We start from the raw sequence: 17017 nt of genomic DNA, 5'->3' as shown, positions 1-17017 counted from the left end.
TTCGAGCGGGGTGTGCTGCGTCCGTTGCCGGTGCGGGTGTGGGATGTGCGGCAGGCGCGTACGGCGTTGCGGCACATCAGTCAGGCCCGGCACGTGGGCAAGGTCGTCCTCCAGGTTCCGGCACCGATCGACCCGGACGGCACCGTCCTCGTTACCGGGGCGTCCGGCACCCTCGCGGGGGTGGTGGCGCGGCACCTGGTGGCCACGGGTCAGGCGCGTCGGCTGTTGCTGGCCTCGCGTCGCCTGCCGGTCGAGGGCACGGAGTACGCCGCGCTGGTCGCGGAGTTGACGCAGGCGGGTGCGACGGTCGACGCGGTTGCGGTGGACGTGAGCGACCCGGCTCAGGTGGCGGACCTGGTGGCGGGGGCGGTTCGGTTGGCGGCGGTGGTGCACTGCGCAGGTGTGCTCGCCGACGCGACGATCACCGGGTTGGACGCTCAGGCCGTCGCTGCTGTGATGGGGCCGAAGGTGGATGGGGCGTGGGCGCTGCACGAGGCGACCGCGGGTCTGGACCTGAGCGCGTTTGTGGTGTTCTCGTCGATCGCGGCGACTCTGGGTTCGCCGGGGCAGGGCAACTACGCGGCGGCGAACGCGTTCCTCGATGCCCTGGCGCAGCACCGTCGCGGGCGGGGTCTGCCGGCGACCAGCATCGGCTGGGGCATGTGGGCCACCGCCGGTGGAATGGCCGGCGAGCTCAACGCCGACGACCGCCAGCGGCTGGGCCGGCTGGGCATGACGGGCCTGTCGGCGGCCGAGGGCGCGGCGCTGCTCGACGCCGCGTCCGCCGGTTCCGCGCCGGCGGTCGTTGCCGCCCGGCTGCGGATCACCGCCGACGCCGCCCAGGTGCCGCCGGTCCTGCGGCTGCTGGCGCGGGCCGGCGGACGCCGGCAGGCGCGCTCCGGGCAGGCCGGAGACGGGTCGTCCTGGTCCGAGCGGCTGGCCGGGCTGTCGCAGGACGACGCCCGTCGGCTGCTGGTGGACCTCGTGTGCGGGCAGGCGGCGGCGGTGCTGGGGCACGCGTCGGCGCAGGCCGTGCCGGGTGGTCGGGCGTTCAAGGAGTTGGGCTTCGACTCGTTGACGTCGGTGGAGCTGCGCAACCGGCTCGCCTCGGCGACCGGGCTGCGGCTGTCCGCCACCCTCGTCTTCGACTACCCCACGCCCGAGCGGCTGGCCGAGCACCTGCACGAGCAGCTGGGTCACTCCGCTGCGCCGGCCGCCGCCACCGTCACCCGGGCCGTCGCCGCCGGCGACGACGACCCGATCGTCATCATCGGCATGGCCTGCCGCTTCCCCGGCGGGGTGTCGAACCCGGACCAGCTGTGGGACCTCGTGGCCTCGGGCGGGGACGCGATCGGCGGGTTCCCCGCCGACCGGGGCTGGGACCTCGACGCCCTGTACGACCCGGACGCCGACCGGGCGGGCACGTCGACGACCCGGCAGGGCGGCTTCCTGTACGACGCGGCCGAGTTCGACCCGGCGTTCTTCGGGATCTCGCCCCGCGAGGCCCTCGCCATGGACCCGCAGCAGCGGCTGCTGCTGGAGACCTCGTGGGAGGCGTTCGAGCACGCCGGCATCGACCCGCGCGACACGAAGGTGACCACCGGCGTCTTCGCCGGCCTGATCCACCACGACTACGCGGGCCGGCTCGAAGCGTCGGAGGAACTGGAGGGGTACCTGGTCAACGGCACCGCCGGCAGCGTCGCCTCCGGCCGCGTCGCGTACGTCTTCGGCCTCGAAGGCCCGGCGGTCACCGTCGACACGGCGTGCTCGTCGTCGCTGGTCGCGCTGCACCTCGCGGCGCAGGCGCTGCGCTCCGGCGAGTGCGACCTCGCCCTGGCGGGCGGCGTGACCGTGATGGCCACCCCGAGCGCGTTCATCGGCTTCTCCCGGCAGCGCGGCCTGTCCCCGGACGGGCGGTGCAAGTCGTTCGCGGCCGCCGCCGACGGCACCGGTTGGTCGGAGGGCGTGGGCATGCTGCTGGTGGAGCGGTTGTCCGACGCGCGCCGTAACGGCCACCGGGTCCTCGCCGTGGTGCGCGGCACCGCCGTGAACCAGGACGGCGCGTCCAACGGCCTGACGGCGCCGAACGGTCCGTCGCAGCAGCGGGTGATCCGGCAGGCGCTGGCGAACGCGCGGCTGACCACGGCCGACGTGGACGCGGTCGAGGCGCACGGCACCGGCACCACCCTCGGTGACCCGATCGAGGCGCAGGCGTTGCTGGCGACGTACGGGCAGGGCCGGCCCGCCGAGCGGCCGCTGCTGCTGGGGTCGATCAAGTCCAACATGGGGCACACGCAGGCCGCGGCGGGTGTGGCGGGTGTGATCAAGATGGTCCTCGCCATGCGGCACGGCCTTGTTCCGCCGACGCTGCACGTGGACGAGCCGTCGCCGCACATCGACTGGACCGCCGGGGCGGTTGCCCTGGCGACGGAGGCGACGCCGTGGCCGGTGGTGGACCGGCCGCGTCGGGCGGCGGTGTCGTCGTTCGGGATCTCCGGCACCAACGCGCACGTGATCGTCGAGCAGCCGCCGGCGCAGGTGGTCGAGGGCGAGATCGTGGAGCGTCCGGTGCCGGCGGTGGTGCCGGTGCTGCTGTCGGCGCGTACGGAGGCGGCGCTTGCGGCGCAGGCCGGTCGGTGGGCGCGCTGGTTGGCCGCCGACGAGGGGCTGCGTGCGCTGGACGTGGCGTGGTCGTCGGTGACCACCCGCCCGGCCCTGGAACAGCGGGCGGTGGTGACCGCCGCCGACCGGGACGAGTTGCTCGCCGGGCTGCGTGCGCTCGCCGCCGGTGAGCCGTCGGGCGCGGTGCTGGCCGGCGCACCGGAACAGCGCGGCCAGTTGGCCCTGCTCTTCTCCGGGCAGGGCGCCCAGCGCGCGGGCATGGGCCGGGAGCTGTACGACTCGTTCCCGGTGTTCGCGTCCGCTCTCGACGAGGTGTGCGGGCACCTGGACGGGCTGCTGCCGCAGCCGCTGAAGCCGGTGCTGTTCGCCTCTGGTGGCTCGCCGGAGGCGGCGCTGCTGGATCAGACCGTGTTCACGCAGGCCGGCCTGTTCGCGGTCGAGGTGGCGCTGTTCCGCCTGGTGGAGTCGTTCGGTGTGGTGCCGGACTTCGTGGGCGGCCACTCGATCGGGGAGATCACGGCCGCGTACGTGGCCGGGGTGCTCACGATGGCCGACGCGTGCGCCCTGGTGGCGGCGCGGGGTCGGTTGATGCAGGCGTTGCCGGCCGGGGGCGGGATGCTGGCCGTGGCCGCGCCGGAGGCGGAGGTGCTGGCGAGCCTCGACGGGTTGACCGACCGGCTGGGCATCGCGGCCGTCAACGGCCCCAACGCCGTGGTCGTGTCGGGTGCCGTCGACGCCCTCGACGAGGTGGAGAAGGTCTGGAAGGCGCGCGGCGCCCGGACCCGGCGTCTGACCGTCAGCCACGCGTTCCACAGCCCGCTGATGGAGCCGATGCTGGCCGAGTTCCGGGCCGTCCTGGAGGGCCTCGCCTTCCAGGCGCCGCTGCTGCCGGTCGTGTCGAACCTGACCGGCGCGCTCGCCGACGGCGACGAGATCCGCACCGCCGACTACTGGGTGCGGCACGTCCGCGAGGCCGTCCGGTACGCCGACGGCGTCACCGCGCTGCGCAAGGCCGGGGTGGACACGTTCCTGGAGATCGGCCCGCAGAGTGTGCTCACCGCGATGGTCGCCGACGTGCTGCCCGGCGAGGCGGGCGTGCTGTCCGTCGCCGTCCAGCGCCGGGACCGGCCCGAGACCCACGCGCTGCTGGCAGCCCTCGGCGAGCTGCACGTCCACGGCGAGCCGGTGACCTGGCGGGCCTGGTTCGTCGACTCCGGCGCCCGCCGCGTCGACCTGCCGACGTACGCGTTCCAGCACCAGCGGTTCTGGCCGGAAGCCGCGCCGCGCCCGCAGGCCACCCCCGACACGGGCGGCGACGCCGAATTCTGGGCCGCCGTCGAGAGCGGCGACCTCGCCGCCCTCGCCGGCCAGCTCGGCGACGACGCCGCGGTGGACGCGCTGACCCCGGCCCTGCCCGTCCTGTCCACCTGGCGCCGCGCCCGCACCCGCGACGCGGCGGTGAACGGGTGGTCCTACCAGGTGGGGTGGCGGCGGATCGACCTGGCCGACTCCCCGGCGGCGGTCGGGGCCTGGCTGCTGGTCGAGTTCGCCGGCGAGCCGTCGGCCGACCAGGTCGCCGCCGCGCTGACAGCGTCCAGCGGAGACGTGCGGCGGGTGACCGTCGACCCGGCCACCGCCACCCGCGCCGGCCTCGCCGAGCTGCTGGGCGACGCGCTGGCCGACGGGCCGGCCGGCGTGGTCTCGCTGCTCGGCCTGCGCGACGAGCCGCACCCGGACCACCCGGCCGTGCCGGTCGGTACGGCGGCCACCCTGCTGCTGCTCCAGGCGCTGCACGACGCCGCGGCGACCGCGCCGCTGTGGTGCGTGACCCGGGGCGCGGTCGACGCGGGAGACGGCGAGCCCGTCCGCAGCGCCGGCCAGGGCGGCCTGTGGGGCCTGGGCCGGGTGGCCGGCCTCGAACTGTCGCAGCCACGGGTGGGCCTGCTGGACCTGCCCGAACGGGACGTCGACCCGGCCCGGCTCGTGGCGGCGCTCGTCGCCGCCGGCGACGAGGACCAGCTCGCGGTGCGGCGCGGCGGCGTGTACGCGCGGCGGCTGACCCGGGCCACCCCCGCCGACGCGGCGGCGGCCGAGCGGTGGCGGCCCTCCGGCACCGTGCTGGTCACCGGCGGCACGGGCGCGCTGGGCGCGCACGTGGCCCGCTGGGCGGCCGGCAACGGCGCCGAGCACCTGGTGCTGACCGGCCGGCGCGGCGACGCCGCCCCCGGCGCGACGGAGCTGCGCGACGAGCTGACCGCCCTCGGCGTACGGGTGACGGTGGCGGCGTGCGACGTGGCCGACCGGGACGCCCTGGCCGGGCTGCTGGCCCGGCTGGACGACGACCCGGCGCCGCTGACCGCGGTGGTGCACGCCGCCGGCCTGAACGACGTCGTCCCGCTCGTCGACACCGACCTGGCCCGGCTCGCCGCCGTGATGGGCGGCAAGATCGCCGGGGCGGCGCACCTGGACGAGCTGCTCGGCGACCGGCCGCTGGACGCGTTCGTGCTGTTCGCCTCGATCGCCGGGGTGTGGGGCAGCGGCGGGCAGGCCGGCTACGCGGCCGGCAACGCGTACCTCGACGCGCTCGCCGAGCGGCGGCGCGCCCGGGGCCTCGCCGCCACCTCGGTGGCGTGGGGGCCGTGGGCCGACGGCGGGATGGCCACCGACGAGGCCCAGCGGGAGCTGGCCCGGCGCGGGCTGCGGGTCATGTCCCCGGCCGACGCGATCCACGCGCTGCGGGTCGCCGTCGGGCGCGGACGCGCCTGCCTCACCGTCGCCGACGTGGACTGGGCGACGTTCGCCCCCGCGTACGCCTCGAACCGGCCGCGACCGCTGCTGGCCGACCTGCCCGAGGCCCGGCCGGCAGCCCCGACCACCGAGGACGAGCCGGGCGACGGCGGTCAGCCGCTGCGCGAGCAACTGCTCGCCCTGCCCGGGGACGAGCAGGACAAGCTCCTCACCGACCTGGTCCGCACCCACGCCGCGGCCGTCCTCGGCCACTCGGGCCCGGAGCGGGTCAAGCCGCAACGCGCGTTCAAGGAACTCGGCTTCGACTCGCTGACGGCGGTCGAGCTGCGCAACCGGCTCACCCGGGCCACCGGGTTGTCCCTGCCCACCACGCTGGTCTTCGACTATCCCGACCCGGCCGCCGTGGCCGGCCACCTGCTCGCCGCGCTGGTCCCCGAGGCCGGGCGGCAGGAGGCGGCCGACCCGGCCGAGGCGGCGGTGCGCCAGGCCCTGGCCACCATCCCGCTGGCCCGCATCCGTGAGGCCGGGCTGCTCGACCTGCTGCTCAAGCTGACCGACGGCGACGACGCCGAGCAGGCCCCGACCGGCGAGGACGGCGACTCCATCGACGAGATGGACGCCGACGCCCTCATCCGGCTGGCGCTCGACGGCTCCGAGTCCTGACCCCTTGTCCCACGTACGGAGTACATGATGTCCACGTCTGCAGATAAGGTCGTCGAGGCGCTTCGGGCTTCGCTCAAGGAGACCAGCCGGCTCAAGCAGCTCAACCAGCAGCTGACCGCGGCGGCCCGGGAGCCGATCGCCATCGTCGCCATGTCCTGCCGCTACCCGGGCGGGGTGTCCAGCCCCGACCAGCTGTGGGACCTGGTCGCCTCCGGCGGGGACGCCATCGGCGGCTTCCCCACCGACCGGGGCTGGGACCTGGACAACCTGTACGACCCGCAGGCCGACCGGGTCGGCAAGTCCACCACCCAGCAGGGCGGCTTCCTCTACGACGCGGCGGAGTTCGACGCCGACTTCTTCGGCATCTCGCCCCGCGAGGCCCTGGCGATGGACCCGCAGCAGCGGCTGCTGCTGGAGACGTCCTGGGAGGCGTTCGAGTCGGCCGGCATCGCCCCGTCGTCGGTGCGGGGCCAGAAGGTCGGCGTGTTCGTCGGCACCGCCGCCAACGGCTACGGCGTCGGGCAGGACGGCGGCGCGGACGGCGCCGACGAGGGCTACCTGCTGACCGGCACCGTCACCAGCGTCGTCTCGGGGCGGATCGCGTACGCCCTCGGGCTGGAGGGGCCGGCCGTCACCGTCGACACGGCCTGCTCGTCCTCCCTGGTCGCGCTGCACCTGGCCTGCCAGGCGCTGCGGGCCGGCGAGTTCGACCTGGCCCTGGCCGGCGGCGTCTGCGTCATGGCCACCCCCAGCCCGTTCGTCGGCTTCTCCCGCCAGCGCGGCCTCGCCTCCGACGGACGGTGCAAGTCGTTCGCCGCCGCCGCCGACGGCACCGGTTGGGGCGAGGGCGTCGGCCTGCTGCTCGTCGAGCGGCTCTCCGACGCCCAACGCAACGGCCACCGCATCCTCGCCGTCATCCGCGGCAGCGCGACCAACCAGGACGGCGCGTCGAACGGGCTCACCGCCCCGAACGGGCCCGCCCAGCAGCGGGTGATCCGGCAGGCGCTCAGCAACGCGCGCCTCACCACCGCCGACGTGGACGCCGTCGAGGCGCACGGCACCGGCACCACCCTCGGCGACCCGATCGAGGCGCAGGCGCTGCTCGCCACGTACGGGCAGGAGCGCGGCGAGGCCGACCCGCTGTGGCTCGGCTCGATCAAGTCCAACATGGGGCACAGCCAGTCGGCCGCCGGCGTCGCGGGCGTCATCAAGATGGTGATGGCCATGCGGCACGGCGTCCTGCCCGCCACGCTGCACGTCGACGAGCCGTCCCCGCACATCGACTGGTCGGCCGGTGCCGTCGAACTGCTCACCGACGCCCGGCCCTGGCCCGAGGTGGACCGGCCCCGCCGGGCCGCCGTGTCGTCGTTCGGCATCAGCGGCACCAACGCCCACGTCATCCTCGAACAGGCCGAGGCCGCGCCCGCCCCGGCCCCCGCACCGGAGCAGCCCGGCCTGCTCGCGTCTCCTGCCACGGTCTGGTCGTTGTCGGCCCGGTCCACGCCCGCCCTGCGCGAGCAGGCCGCCCGGCTCGCCCGGTACGTCCGCGCCCACGGCGACGTCGACCCGGCCCGGCTGGCCTGGTCGTTGGCGACCACGCGGTCCGCGTTCGAGCACCGGGCGGCGGTGGTGGCCGACGATCCGGCGCAGCTTCTCGCGGGGCTGGACGCCCTGGCCGCCGGCACCCCCGCCGGCACGGTCGTCACCGGCGTGGCCGGTGAGCTGGGCGAGGGTCCGGTCTGGGTGTTCCCCGGCCAGGGCGCGCAGCACGTGCGGATGGCGGCCGGGCTGATCGGCTCCTGCCCGGTGTTCGACGAGGCTCTCGCCGAGTGTCAGGCGGAGTTCGACCGGTGGCTGGACATCGATGTGGTCGCGGTGCTGACCGGTGCCGACGATTCGTGGCTGGCTCGCTCGGAGGTGGCGCAGCCGGCGTTGTTCGCGGTCGGTGTGGGTTTGGCGCGGTTGTGGCGGCAGGCGGGGATGGCCCCGAAGGCGGTGATCGGTCACTCGCAGGGTGAGATCGTGGCCGCTCATGTGGCTGGGGTGTTGTCGCTGGCTGACGCGGTGAAGGTTCTGGCGTTGCGGGTGCGGGCCCTGGCGGCCATTGCCGGCACCGGGGCGATGGCGGCGATCGACCTGCCGGCTGCTGAGGTGGAGGCGCGGCTGCCCGAGGGGGTGACCGTGTCCGTGATCAACGGTCCGGGTACCACCGCGGTGGCGGGGCCGCCGCAGCCGGTCGCCGATCTGGTGGCGGCGTGTGTCGCCGATGGTGTGCGGGCCCGGTTGGTGGCCGTGGACTACGCCTCGCATTCCCCGGCGGTGCAGCCGGTCTCCGATCGGGTGCGTGTCGAGTTGGCTGGTCTCGCCCCGAGTGACGGCGACGTCCGGATCGTCTCGACGGTCACGGGGACCTGGCTCGACGGTTCCCGGATGGACGCGGACTACTGGGCGGAGAACCTGCGTCTGCCGGTGTTGTTCGACACCGCGGTGCGTACCGCGATCGGCGCCGGCCACACGGACTTCGTGGAGGTCTCCCCGCACCCGGTGCTGGCCATGTCGGTGACCGCCATCCTCGACGACACCGGCACCACCGGCCGGGCGCTGGCCACCCTGCGCCGTGGCGAGGACGCCGCGCTCCGACTGCTCACCAGCATCGCCGCCGCCCACGCCAACGGGCTGCCGGTCGACCACCGCCGGGTCCTCGCCCCCGCGCCGATCCTCACCGACCTGCCCACCTACGCCTTCCAGCGGCAGCGCTACTGGCCGGAGCGGAGCACGCCGGCCGTCGCCGGGCCGGTCAGCCCCGACGTGGTCGACGTCGAGTTCTGGTCGGCGGTGGAGCGCTCGGACGTGGCGGCCCTGGCCGCGCAGCTCGAGGGTGGCGCGGCCGACGCGGAGGTGCTCGCCCCGGCGCTGCCGGTGCTGTCCTCGTGGCGCAAGGCCCGGTTGCAGCGGGCGGTGCTGGACGGCTGGTCGTACCGCGTGGTGTGGAAGCCCGCCGCCCCGGCCGGCGGGGCGACCCTCGCCGGCGACCTGCTCGTGGTGCGGCCCGCCACCGACGCGGCCGTGGACGGCTGGCTGGACCTGCTCGCCGCCGCCCTGCCCGACGGGGTGACCGTGCGAACGCTGGCCGTCGACCCGGAGCGGGTCACCCGGACGGAGCTGGCCGAGTCGCTGGCCGGGCACCGCGAGACACCCCCGGCCGCCGTGGTGTCCCTGCTCGGCCTCGCCGACGCGCAGTACCCCGGCCACCCCGGCATCCCCACCGGGCTGGTCGCCACCACCCGCCTCGTGCAGGCGGCGCAGGACGCCGACCTGCCCGCGCCGCTGTGGTGCGTCACCCAGGGCGGCGTCGGCACCAGCCCCGCCGAGCCGGTCGCCAGCGCCGCCCAGCACGCGCTGTCGGCCCTGGCCCGGGTCATCGGCCTGGAACACCCCCGCACCTGGGGCGGCCTGGTCGACCTGCCCGCCGAGCCCGACGCCGCCACCTGGGCCGAGGTCACCCGCATCCTCGCCGGCGCCGGGGACGAGGACCAGTTCGCCGTCCGCCCCTTCGGCACCTTCGTCCGGCGGCTCGCCCGCACCACCGCCCGCACCGCCCAGCAGGTCACCCCGTGGCGGCCGCACGGCACCGTGCTCGTCACCGGCGGCACCGGCGCCATCGGCGCACAGGCCGCCCGCTGGCTCGCCGACAACGGCGCCGAGCACCTGGTCCTCACCAGCCGTCGCGGCCTCGACGCCGCCGGCGCGCGTGAGCTGGTCGACGAGCTGGCCGCCACCGGCGTACGGGTCAGCGTGGTCGCCTGCGACATGGCCGACCGCGACCAGGTCGCCGCGCTGGTCGCCGGCCTGGACGACGTCGCCCCGCTGACCGCCGTGCTGCACGCCGCCGGCATCACCCAGCTCACCCCGCTCGTCGACACCGACCTCGACGTGTTCGACCACGTCATGGCCGGCAAGGCCGCCGGCGCCGCGTACCTCGACGAGCTGCTCGGCGACCGGCAGCTCGACGCGTTCGTCACGTTCGCCTCGATCTCTGGCGTGTGGGGCAGCGGCGGGCAGGGCGCGTACGCGGCCGCGAACGCGTACCTCGACGCGCTCGCCGAGCAGCGCCGCGCCCGGGGGCTCACCGCCACCTCGATCTCCTGGGGCGCCTGGGCCGAGGGCGGCATGGCCACCACCGAGGAGGCACAGCGGCTGCTCAGCCGCCGTGGCCTCAACCCGATGCAGCCGGCCGCCGCGCTGCTCGCCCTGCGCCGCGCCGTCGAGCACGGCGAGACCTGCCTCACCGTCGCCGACGTCGACTGGGCGCACTTCGCCCCCGCGTACGCCTCCGCCCGGCCCCGGCCGCTGCTCGCCGACATCGCCGAGGCGCGCGAGGCGCTGGCCGCCCGCCCCGCCGACGGCGTCACCGACTCCGCCGCCGTGCTGCGCGAGCGGCTGCTCGCCCTGCCCCGCGCCGAACGGGACCGCCAGCTCACCGACCTGGTCCGCGACCACGCCGCCGCCGTGCTCGGCCACGCCGGCACCGACGCCGTCCGGCCGAAGCGGGCGTTCAAGGAGCTGGGCTTCGACTCGCTGACCGCCGTCGAGCTGCGCAACCAGCTCACCGGCGCGACCGGGCTGGCCCTGCCCACCACCCTGATCTTCGACTACCCCAACCCGGCCACCCTGGCCGGGCACCTCGCGTCCCTGCTGCGCCTGGACGACGCCGAGGCCGCCGCCCCCGCCGGGACGCCCGCCACGGCCACCGGCGCCGCCCTCGCCGACGAGCCGGTCGCCATCGTCGGGATGAGCTGCCGCTACCCGGGCGGGGTCAGCGACCCCGACGGGCTGTGGGACCTCGTCGCACACGGCCGCGACGGCATCACCGAGTTCCACACCGACCGGCACTGGGACCTCGACCGGCTCTACGCCGCCGACCCGGAGGCGTCCGGCCGCTCGCACACCCGGTACGGCGGGTTCATCGACCGGGCCACCGACTTCGACCCGGTCTTCTTCGGCATCTCGCCCCGCGAGGCCCTGGCGATGGACCCGCAGCAGCGGCTGCTGCTGGAGGCCACCTGGGAGGCGTTCGAGCAGGCCGGCGTCACGCCCGACTCCCTGCACGGCACCGCCACCGGCGTCTTCGTCGGCGCGTCCCCGTCCGGCTACGGCACCGGCGACGAGACCCCCGACCTGGACGGCTACCGGCTCACCGGCGGCGCGCACAGCGTCATCTCCGGCCGGGTCGCGTACACGTTCGGACTGGAGGGCCCGGCCGTCACCGTCGACACCGCCTGCTCGTCGTCGCTGGTCGCGCTGCACCTGGCCGTGCAGTCGCTGCGGCAGGGCGAGTGCGACCTGGCGGTCGCCGGCGGCGTCAACGTGATGGTCACCCCCGGCGCGTTCGTCGAGTTCACCCGGCAGGGCGGACTCGCCGCCGACGGCCGCTGCCGATCCTTCGCCGCCGCCGCCGACGGCACCGGCTGGGGCGAGGGCGTCGGCGTGCTGCTGGTCGAGCGGCTGTCCGACGCCCGACGCAACGGCCACCGCGTCCTCGCCGTCGTCCGGGGCAGCGCCGTCAACCAGGACGGCGCGTCCAACGGGCTCACCGCGCCGAACGGCCCGTCGCAGCAGCGGGTCATCCGGGCCGCGCTCGCCAACGCCGGCCTCACCACGGCCGACGTGGACGCCGTCGAGGCCCACGGCACCGCCACCACCCTCGGCGACCCGATCGAGGCGCAGGCGCTGCTCGCCACGTACGGGCAGGACCGCGACGGCCGGGAGCCGTTGTGGCTGGGCTCGATCAAGTCGAACATCGGCCACACCCAGGCCGCCGCTGGCGTCGCCGGGGTGATCAAGATGGTGCAGGCGCTGCGGCACGGCGTCCTGCCCCGCACCCTGCACGTCGACGAGCCCACCCCGCACGTCGACTGGTCGGCCGGCGCCGTCGAACTGCTGACCGAGGCCCGGCCCTGGCCGGAGACCGGCCGCCCCCGCCGCGCCGCCGTGTCCTCGTTCGGGGTCAGCGGGACCAACGCGCACGTCATCGTCGAGGAGCCGCCGGCCGAGATCGTCGACGGTGAGGTGGTCGAGCCTGCCGCACCGCCGCTGGTGCCGGTGCTGCTCTCCGCCCGCGGCGACGGCCTCGCCCGGCAGGCCCACCGCTGGGCCGACCGGTTCGCCGCGCCCGACCGGCCGCGGCTGGTCGACGCCGGCTGGACGTCCCTGACCGCCCGCACGGCACTGGAGCACCGGGCCGTGCTGCTCGCCGCCGACCACGACGAGCTGATCGCCGCGCTGCGCTCCCTCGCCGCCGGCGAGCCCACCGACGCCGTCGTCACCGGCCGCGCCGCCGACCGGGGCCCCGTCGCGGTCCTCTTCTCCGGGCAGGGCGCGCAGCGCGCGGGCATGGGTCGGGAGTTGTACGACTCGTTCTCGGTGTTCGCCTCGGCGTTGGACGAGGTGTGCGGGCACTTGGACCCGCTGCTGCCGCAGCCGCTTCGGGAGGTCTTGTTCGCCGAGGCGGGTTCGGCCGTGGCGGGGCTGCTGGACCAGACGGTGTTCACGCAGGCGGGTCTGTTCGCGGTCGAGGTGGCGCTGTTCCGTCTTGTCGAGTCGTTCGGTGTGGTGCCGGACTTCGTGGGTGGTCACTCGGTCGGTGAGATCACGGCCGCGTACGTGGCGGGGGTGCTGTCTCTTGGGGACGCGTGCACCCTCGTGGCGGCGCGCGGCCGGCTGATGCAGGCCCTGCCGGCCGGCGGCGGGATGCTGGCGGTGAACGCGGCCGAGGCCGACGTCCTGCCGATGCTCGAAGGGCTGACCGACCGGCTGGGCATCGCGGCCGTGAACGGTCCGACCTCCGTCGTGGTGTCCGGCGACCTGACGGCCCTGGACGAGGCGGAGACCGTCTGGCGGGGCCGGGGTGTGCGGACGCGGCGGCTGACGGTGAGTCACGCGTTCCACAGCCCGCTGATGGAGCCGATGCTGGCCGAGTTCCGGGCCGTGCTGGAAAACCTGACCTTCTCGGCGCCGCTGGTGCCGGTCGTGTCGAACCTGACCGGGGCGCTCGCCGACCCGCAGGAGCTGACCCGCGCCGACTACTGGGTGCGCCACGTCCGCGAGGCCGTCCGCTTCGCCGACGGGGTCGCCGCCCTGCGCGCCGCCGGCGTGGACACCTTCGTCGAGGTCGGGCCCGGCCCGGTCCTCACCGCGCTGGTCCGCGAGGCCCTGTCCGGGGACGACGCCGTCGTGGCCGTGCCGGCCCAGCGCCGGGACCGCCCCGAGCCGCGCGCCCTGCTCACCGGCCTCACGGAACTCTTCGCCGCCGGCGGCGCCGTCGACTGGGCCCCGGTCTTCGCCGGTGCCGCCGCCACCCGGGTGGACCTGCCCACGTACGCCTTCGCCGAGGAGCGGTACTGGCTCCGCCCCGCCGGCCGCGCCTCCGACGTCTCCGGCGCCGGACTCGGCGCCGCCCGCCACCCGCTGCTCGCCGCCGCCGTCCGGCTGGCCGGCGAGGACGCGGCCGTGCTCACCGGCCGGCTGTCGGTGGCGGCCCAGCCGTGGCTCGCCGACCACGTGGTGGCCGGCGCGGTGATCGTCCCCGGCACCGCCCTCGTCGAGCTGGCGCTGCGGGCCGGCGACGAGTTCGGCCCCTGCCGGGTACGGGAGCTGACCATCGCCGCGCCGCTCGTGCTCCCCGCCCAGGGCGGGGTGCGGGTGCAGGTCCGGGTCGGCCCGCGCGACGGCGCCGGCTGGCGGGCCGTCGCCGTGCACTCCCAGCCCGACCACGACCCCGACGGCGACTGGGTGCAACACGCCGAGGGCGTGCTCACCGCCGTCGACGCAGGCGACGACGCCGGCCTCGGCGCGTGGCCCCCGGCGCACGCCGTCGAGGCCGACCTCGCCGGCTGGTACGACGCCCTCGCCGGGCACGGCATGACGTACGGCCCGGCGTTCCAGGGCCTGCGGCGGGCCTGGACGGCCGGCGACACCGTCTACGCCGAGGTGGCCCTGCCCGCGGCCGGCCCCGACGGGGTCACCGGCTTCGGCGTGCACCCCGCCCTGCTCGACGCCGCCCTGCACCCCACCGCCCTGCTGCCGGGCGACGGCACCACCGGCCCCAAGGCGCCCTTCGCGTTCGAGGGCGTCCAGGTGCACGCCGTCGGCGCGGACACCCTGCGGGTCCGGCTGACCCGGGCCGGCGCGGCGGTGCGGCTGCTCGCCGTGGACGACACCGACCGGCCCGTGGTGTCCATCGACTCGCTCGTGCTGCGCGAGATGACCAGCGTCGACCCGTCGGCGGCCGCCCTGGCCGCCCGGTCGCTGTTCCGGGTCGCCTGGCAGGCCGAGACGCTCACCCCCGCCCCGGCGACCGCCGGGCGCGCGGTGCTCGGCGCCCCGGTCCCCGCCCTGCCCGACACACCCGCGTACCCGGGGGTCGCCGAGCTGGTCGCCGCTGGCGACGTACCCCCGCTGGTGCTGCTGCCCGTGCCCGCGGCGCAGCCCGACGAGCTGCCGGCCGCCGTCCGGTCGGTCACCGCCGGTGTGCTCGCCGAGGTGCAGGCGTGGCTGGCCGCCGACGTCGACGCCCGGCTCGTGGTGGTCACCCGCGACGCGGCGCGGGCCACCGACGCCGACCCGGCCGGCAACCTGGCCGGCGCGGCCGTGTGGGGCCTCGTCCGCTCCGCCCAGTCCGAGCACCCCGGCCGGATCGTCTTGGCCGACCTCGACCGGGACCTCGACGAACCCGCCGTCGCGCTGCTCGCGGCCGCCGCCGACGACCCGGCCGCGGCACAGCTCGCGGTCCGCGGCGACACGGCCCTCACCCCCCGGCTGGTACGCGCCGACGCCCCGCCCGCGGACGCCCCGCGCACCCGCGGCGGCACCGTCCTCGTCACCGGCGGCACCGGCGCGCTCGGCGGCCTGCTCGCCCGCCACCTGGTCACCGAGTGGGGCGTGGACTCCCTCGCCCTGGTCAGCCGGCGCGGCCCCGACGCCGCCGGCGCGGCCGAGCTGGCCGACGAACTCACCGCCCTCGGCGCCCGTGTCCGGGTGCTCGCCTGCGACGTCACCGACCCCGACGCCGTGCGCGCCCTCGTCGCGCGGCTCACCGACGGCGAACGCCTCGCCGGGGTGGTGCACACCGCCGGCGTCCTCGACGACGCCGTCGTGACCGGCATCGACGCGGACCGGCTGGCCCGCGTGCTCGCCCCGAAGGTCGACGCCGGTTGGTGGCTGCACGAGGCGACCGCCCACCTCGACCTCGACCTGTTCGTCGTGTTCTCCTCGATCGCCGGGGTGCTCGGCTCGCCCGGCCAGGGCGCGTACGCGGCGGCGAACGCCTTCCTCGACGCCCTCGCCGCCCACCGGCGCGACCGCGGCCTGCCCGGCCACTCCCTGGCCTGGGGCATGTGGGACACCGACGGCATGGCGGCCGGCCTCAACGCCACCGACCGGTCCCGGGTGTCCCGCGCCGGCCTCGGCCTGATCACCGCCCCGGTCGGCGTGGCGCTGTTCGACGCGGCGGTCGCCACCGACGCCGCCGCCCTCGTACCGGCAGTGGTCGACGTGCCCGCCATGCGGGCGGCGGCCACCGCCGGCGTACCGCCGATGCTGCGCGCCCTCGTCGGCGCCGCGACCGCCCGGCGCCAGGCCGGCGGCGGCGCGGCCGGCGGCTGGGCCCAGCGCCTCGCGGCGCTCGCCCCCGACGAGGCCCGCGCCCAGGTGGACCTGCTGGTGCGGGGTCTGGTGGCGCAGGTGCTGGGGCATGGTGGTGCGGAGGCGGTGCCGGCGGACCGGGCGTTCCGGGAGCTGGGCTTCGACTCGTTGACGGCCGTGGACCTGCGTAACCGGGTCAACGCGGCCACGGAGCTGCGGTTGGCGTCGACGCTGGTGTTCGACTATCCGACCCCGGCCGCGCTCGCCGCGCACGTGCACGAGCAGCTCACCGGCGACGTCGCGGCGCGCCCCGACGCGGTGGCCGCCACCAGCGTGGACGAGCCCATCGCCATCGTCGGCATGGCCTGCCGCTACCCCGGCGGGGTCGAGAGCCCCGAGCAGCTCTGGGAGCTGCTGGCCGGCGGCGGCGACGGCATCGGCGAGTTCCCCACCGACCGGGGCTGGGACCTCGACGCCCTCTTCCACCCCGACCCCGACCACGCCGGCACCTCGTACGCGCGGCACGGCGGCTTCCTGGCCGGGGCGGCCGAGTTCGACCCGGCATTCTTCGGTATCTCGCCGCGCGAAGCGGTCGCGATGGACCCGCAGCAGCGGCTGCTGCTGGAGGCGTCCTGGGAGACGTTCGAGTCCGCCGGCATCGACCCGGCGCGGGTACGCGGCAGCCGCACCGGCGTGTTCGCCGGCCTGATGTACCACGACTACGCCTCGCAGGTGCAGGAGCTGCCCGAGGGCCTGGAGGGCTACATCGGCACCGGCAACTCCGGCAGCGTCGTGTCCGGGCGGGTGGCGTACACGTTCGGCCTGGAGGGGCCGGCGGTCACCGTGGACACCGCCTGCTCGTCGTCCCTCGTGGCGCTGCACCTGGCGGCGCAGGCGTTGCGCTCCGGTGAGTGCGATCTGGCCCTGGCGGGTGGTGTGACCGTGATGGCGACGCCGGGGACGTTCATCGAGTTCTCCCGGCAGCGTGGTCTGGCGCAGGACGGGCGGTGCAAGTCGTTTGCGGCTGCCGCCGACGGCACGGGTTGGTCGGAGGGCGTGGGCATGCTGCTCGTGCAGCGGCTGTCCGATGCCGAGCGGGAGGGTCGGCGCATCCTGGCGGTCGTGCGTGGCACGGCCGTGAACCAGGACGGGGCGTCGAACGGCCTTACGGCGCCGAACGGGCCGTCGCAGCAGCGGGTGATCCGGCAGGCGTTGGCCAACGCCGGGCTGTCCACGCTGGACGTGGACGCGGTGGAGGCGCACGGCACCGGCACGACGCTGGGTGACCCGATCGAGGCGCAGGCGCTGCTGGCCACGTACGGCCAGGACCGCGACGGCCGGG

Annotated in this window: 1 protein-coding gene and 1 pseudogene (1 of these 2 only partly in view); both read left to right on the top strand. The window is 76.3% G+C overall.

Going from position 1 to position 17017, the window contains the following annotated elements; translation table 11 throughout:
- Positions 1 to 135: 135 nt before the first annotated feature.
- A pseudogene (locus tag ACFY23_RS31300) lies at positions 136 to 6033 on the top strand (type I polyketide synthase); the annotation flags it as partial.
- A gap of 27 nt (positions 6034 to 6060) precedes the next feature.
- On the top strand, positions 6061 to 17017 hold the start of the coding sequence (locus ACFY23_RS31295; protein ID WP_387039061.1) for a type I polyketide synthase. 18770 nt of this gene lie beyond the right edge of the window; only the first 10957 of its 29727 coding nucleotides appear in the window; it begins with the start codon at positions 6061 to 6063; its stop codon lies beyond the right edge, outside the window.

This window comes from Micromonospora sp. NPDC000121, assembly GCF_042899165.1.
Classification (GTDB): Bacteria; Actinomycetota; Actinomycetes; order Mycobacteriales; family Micromonosporaceae; genus Micromonospora.
This window is presented reverse-complemented; position numbering and strand designations above follow the sequence as displayed.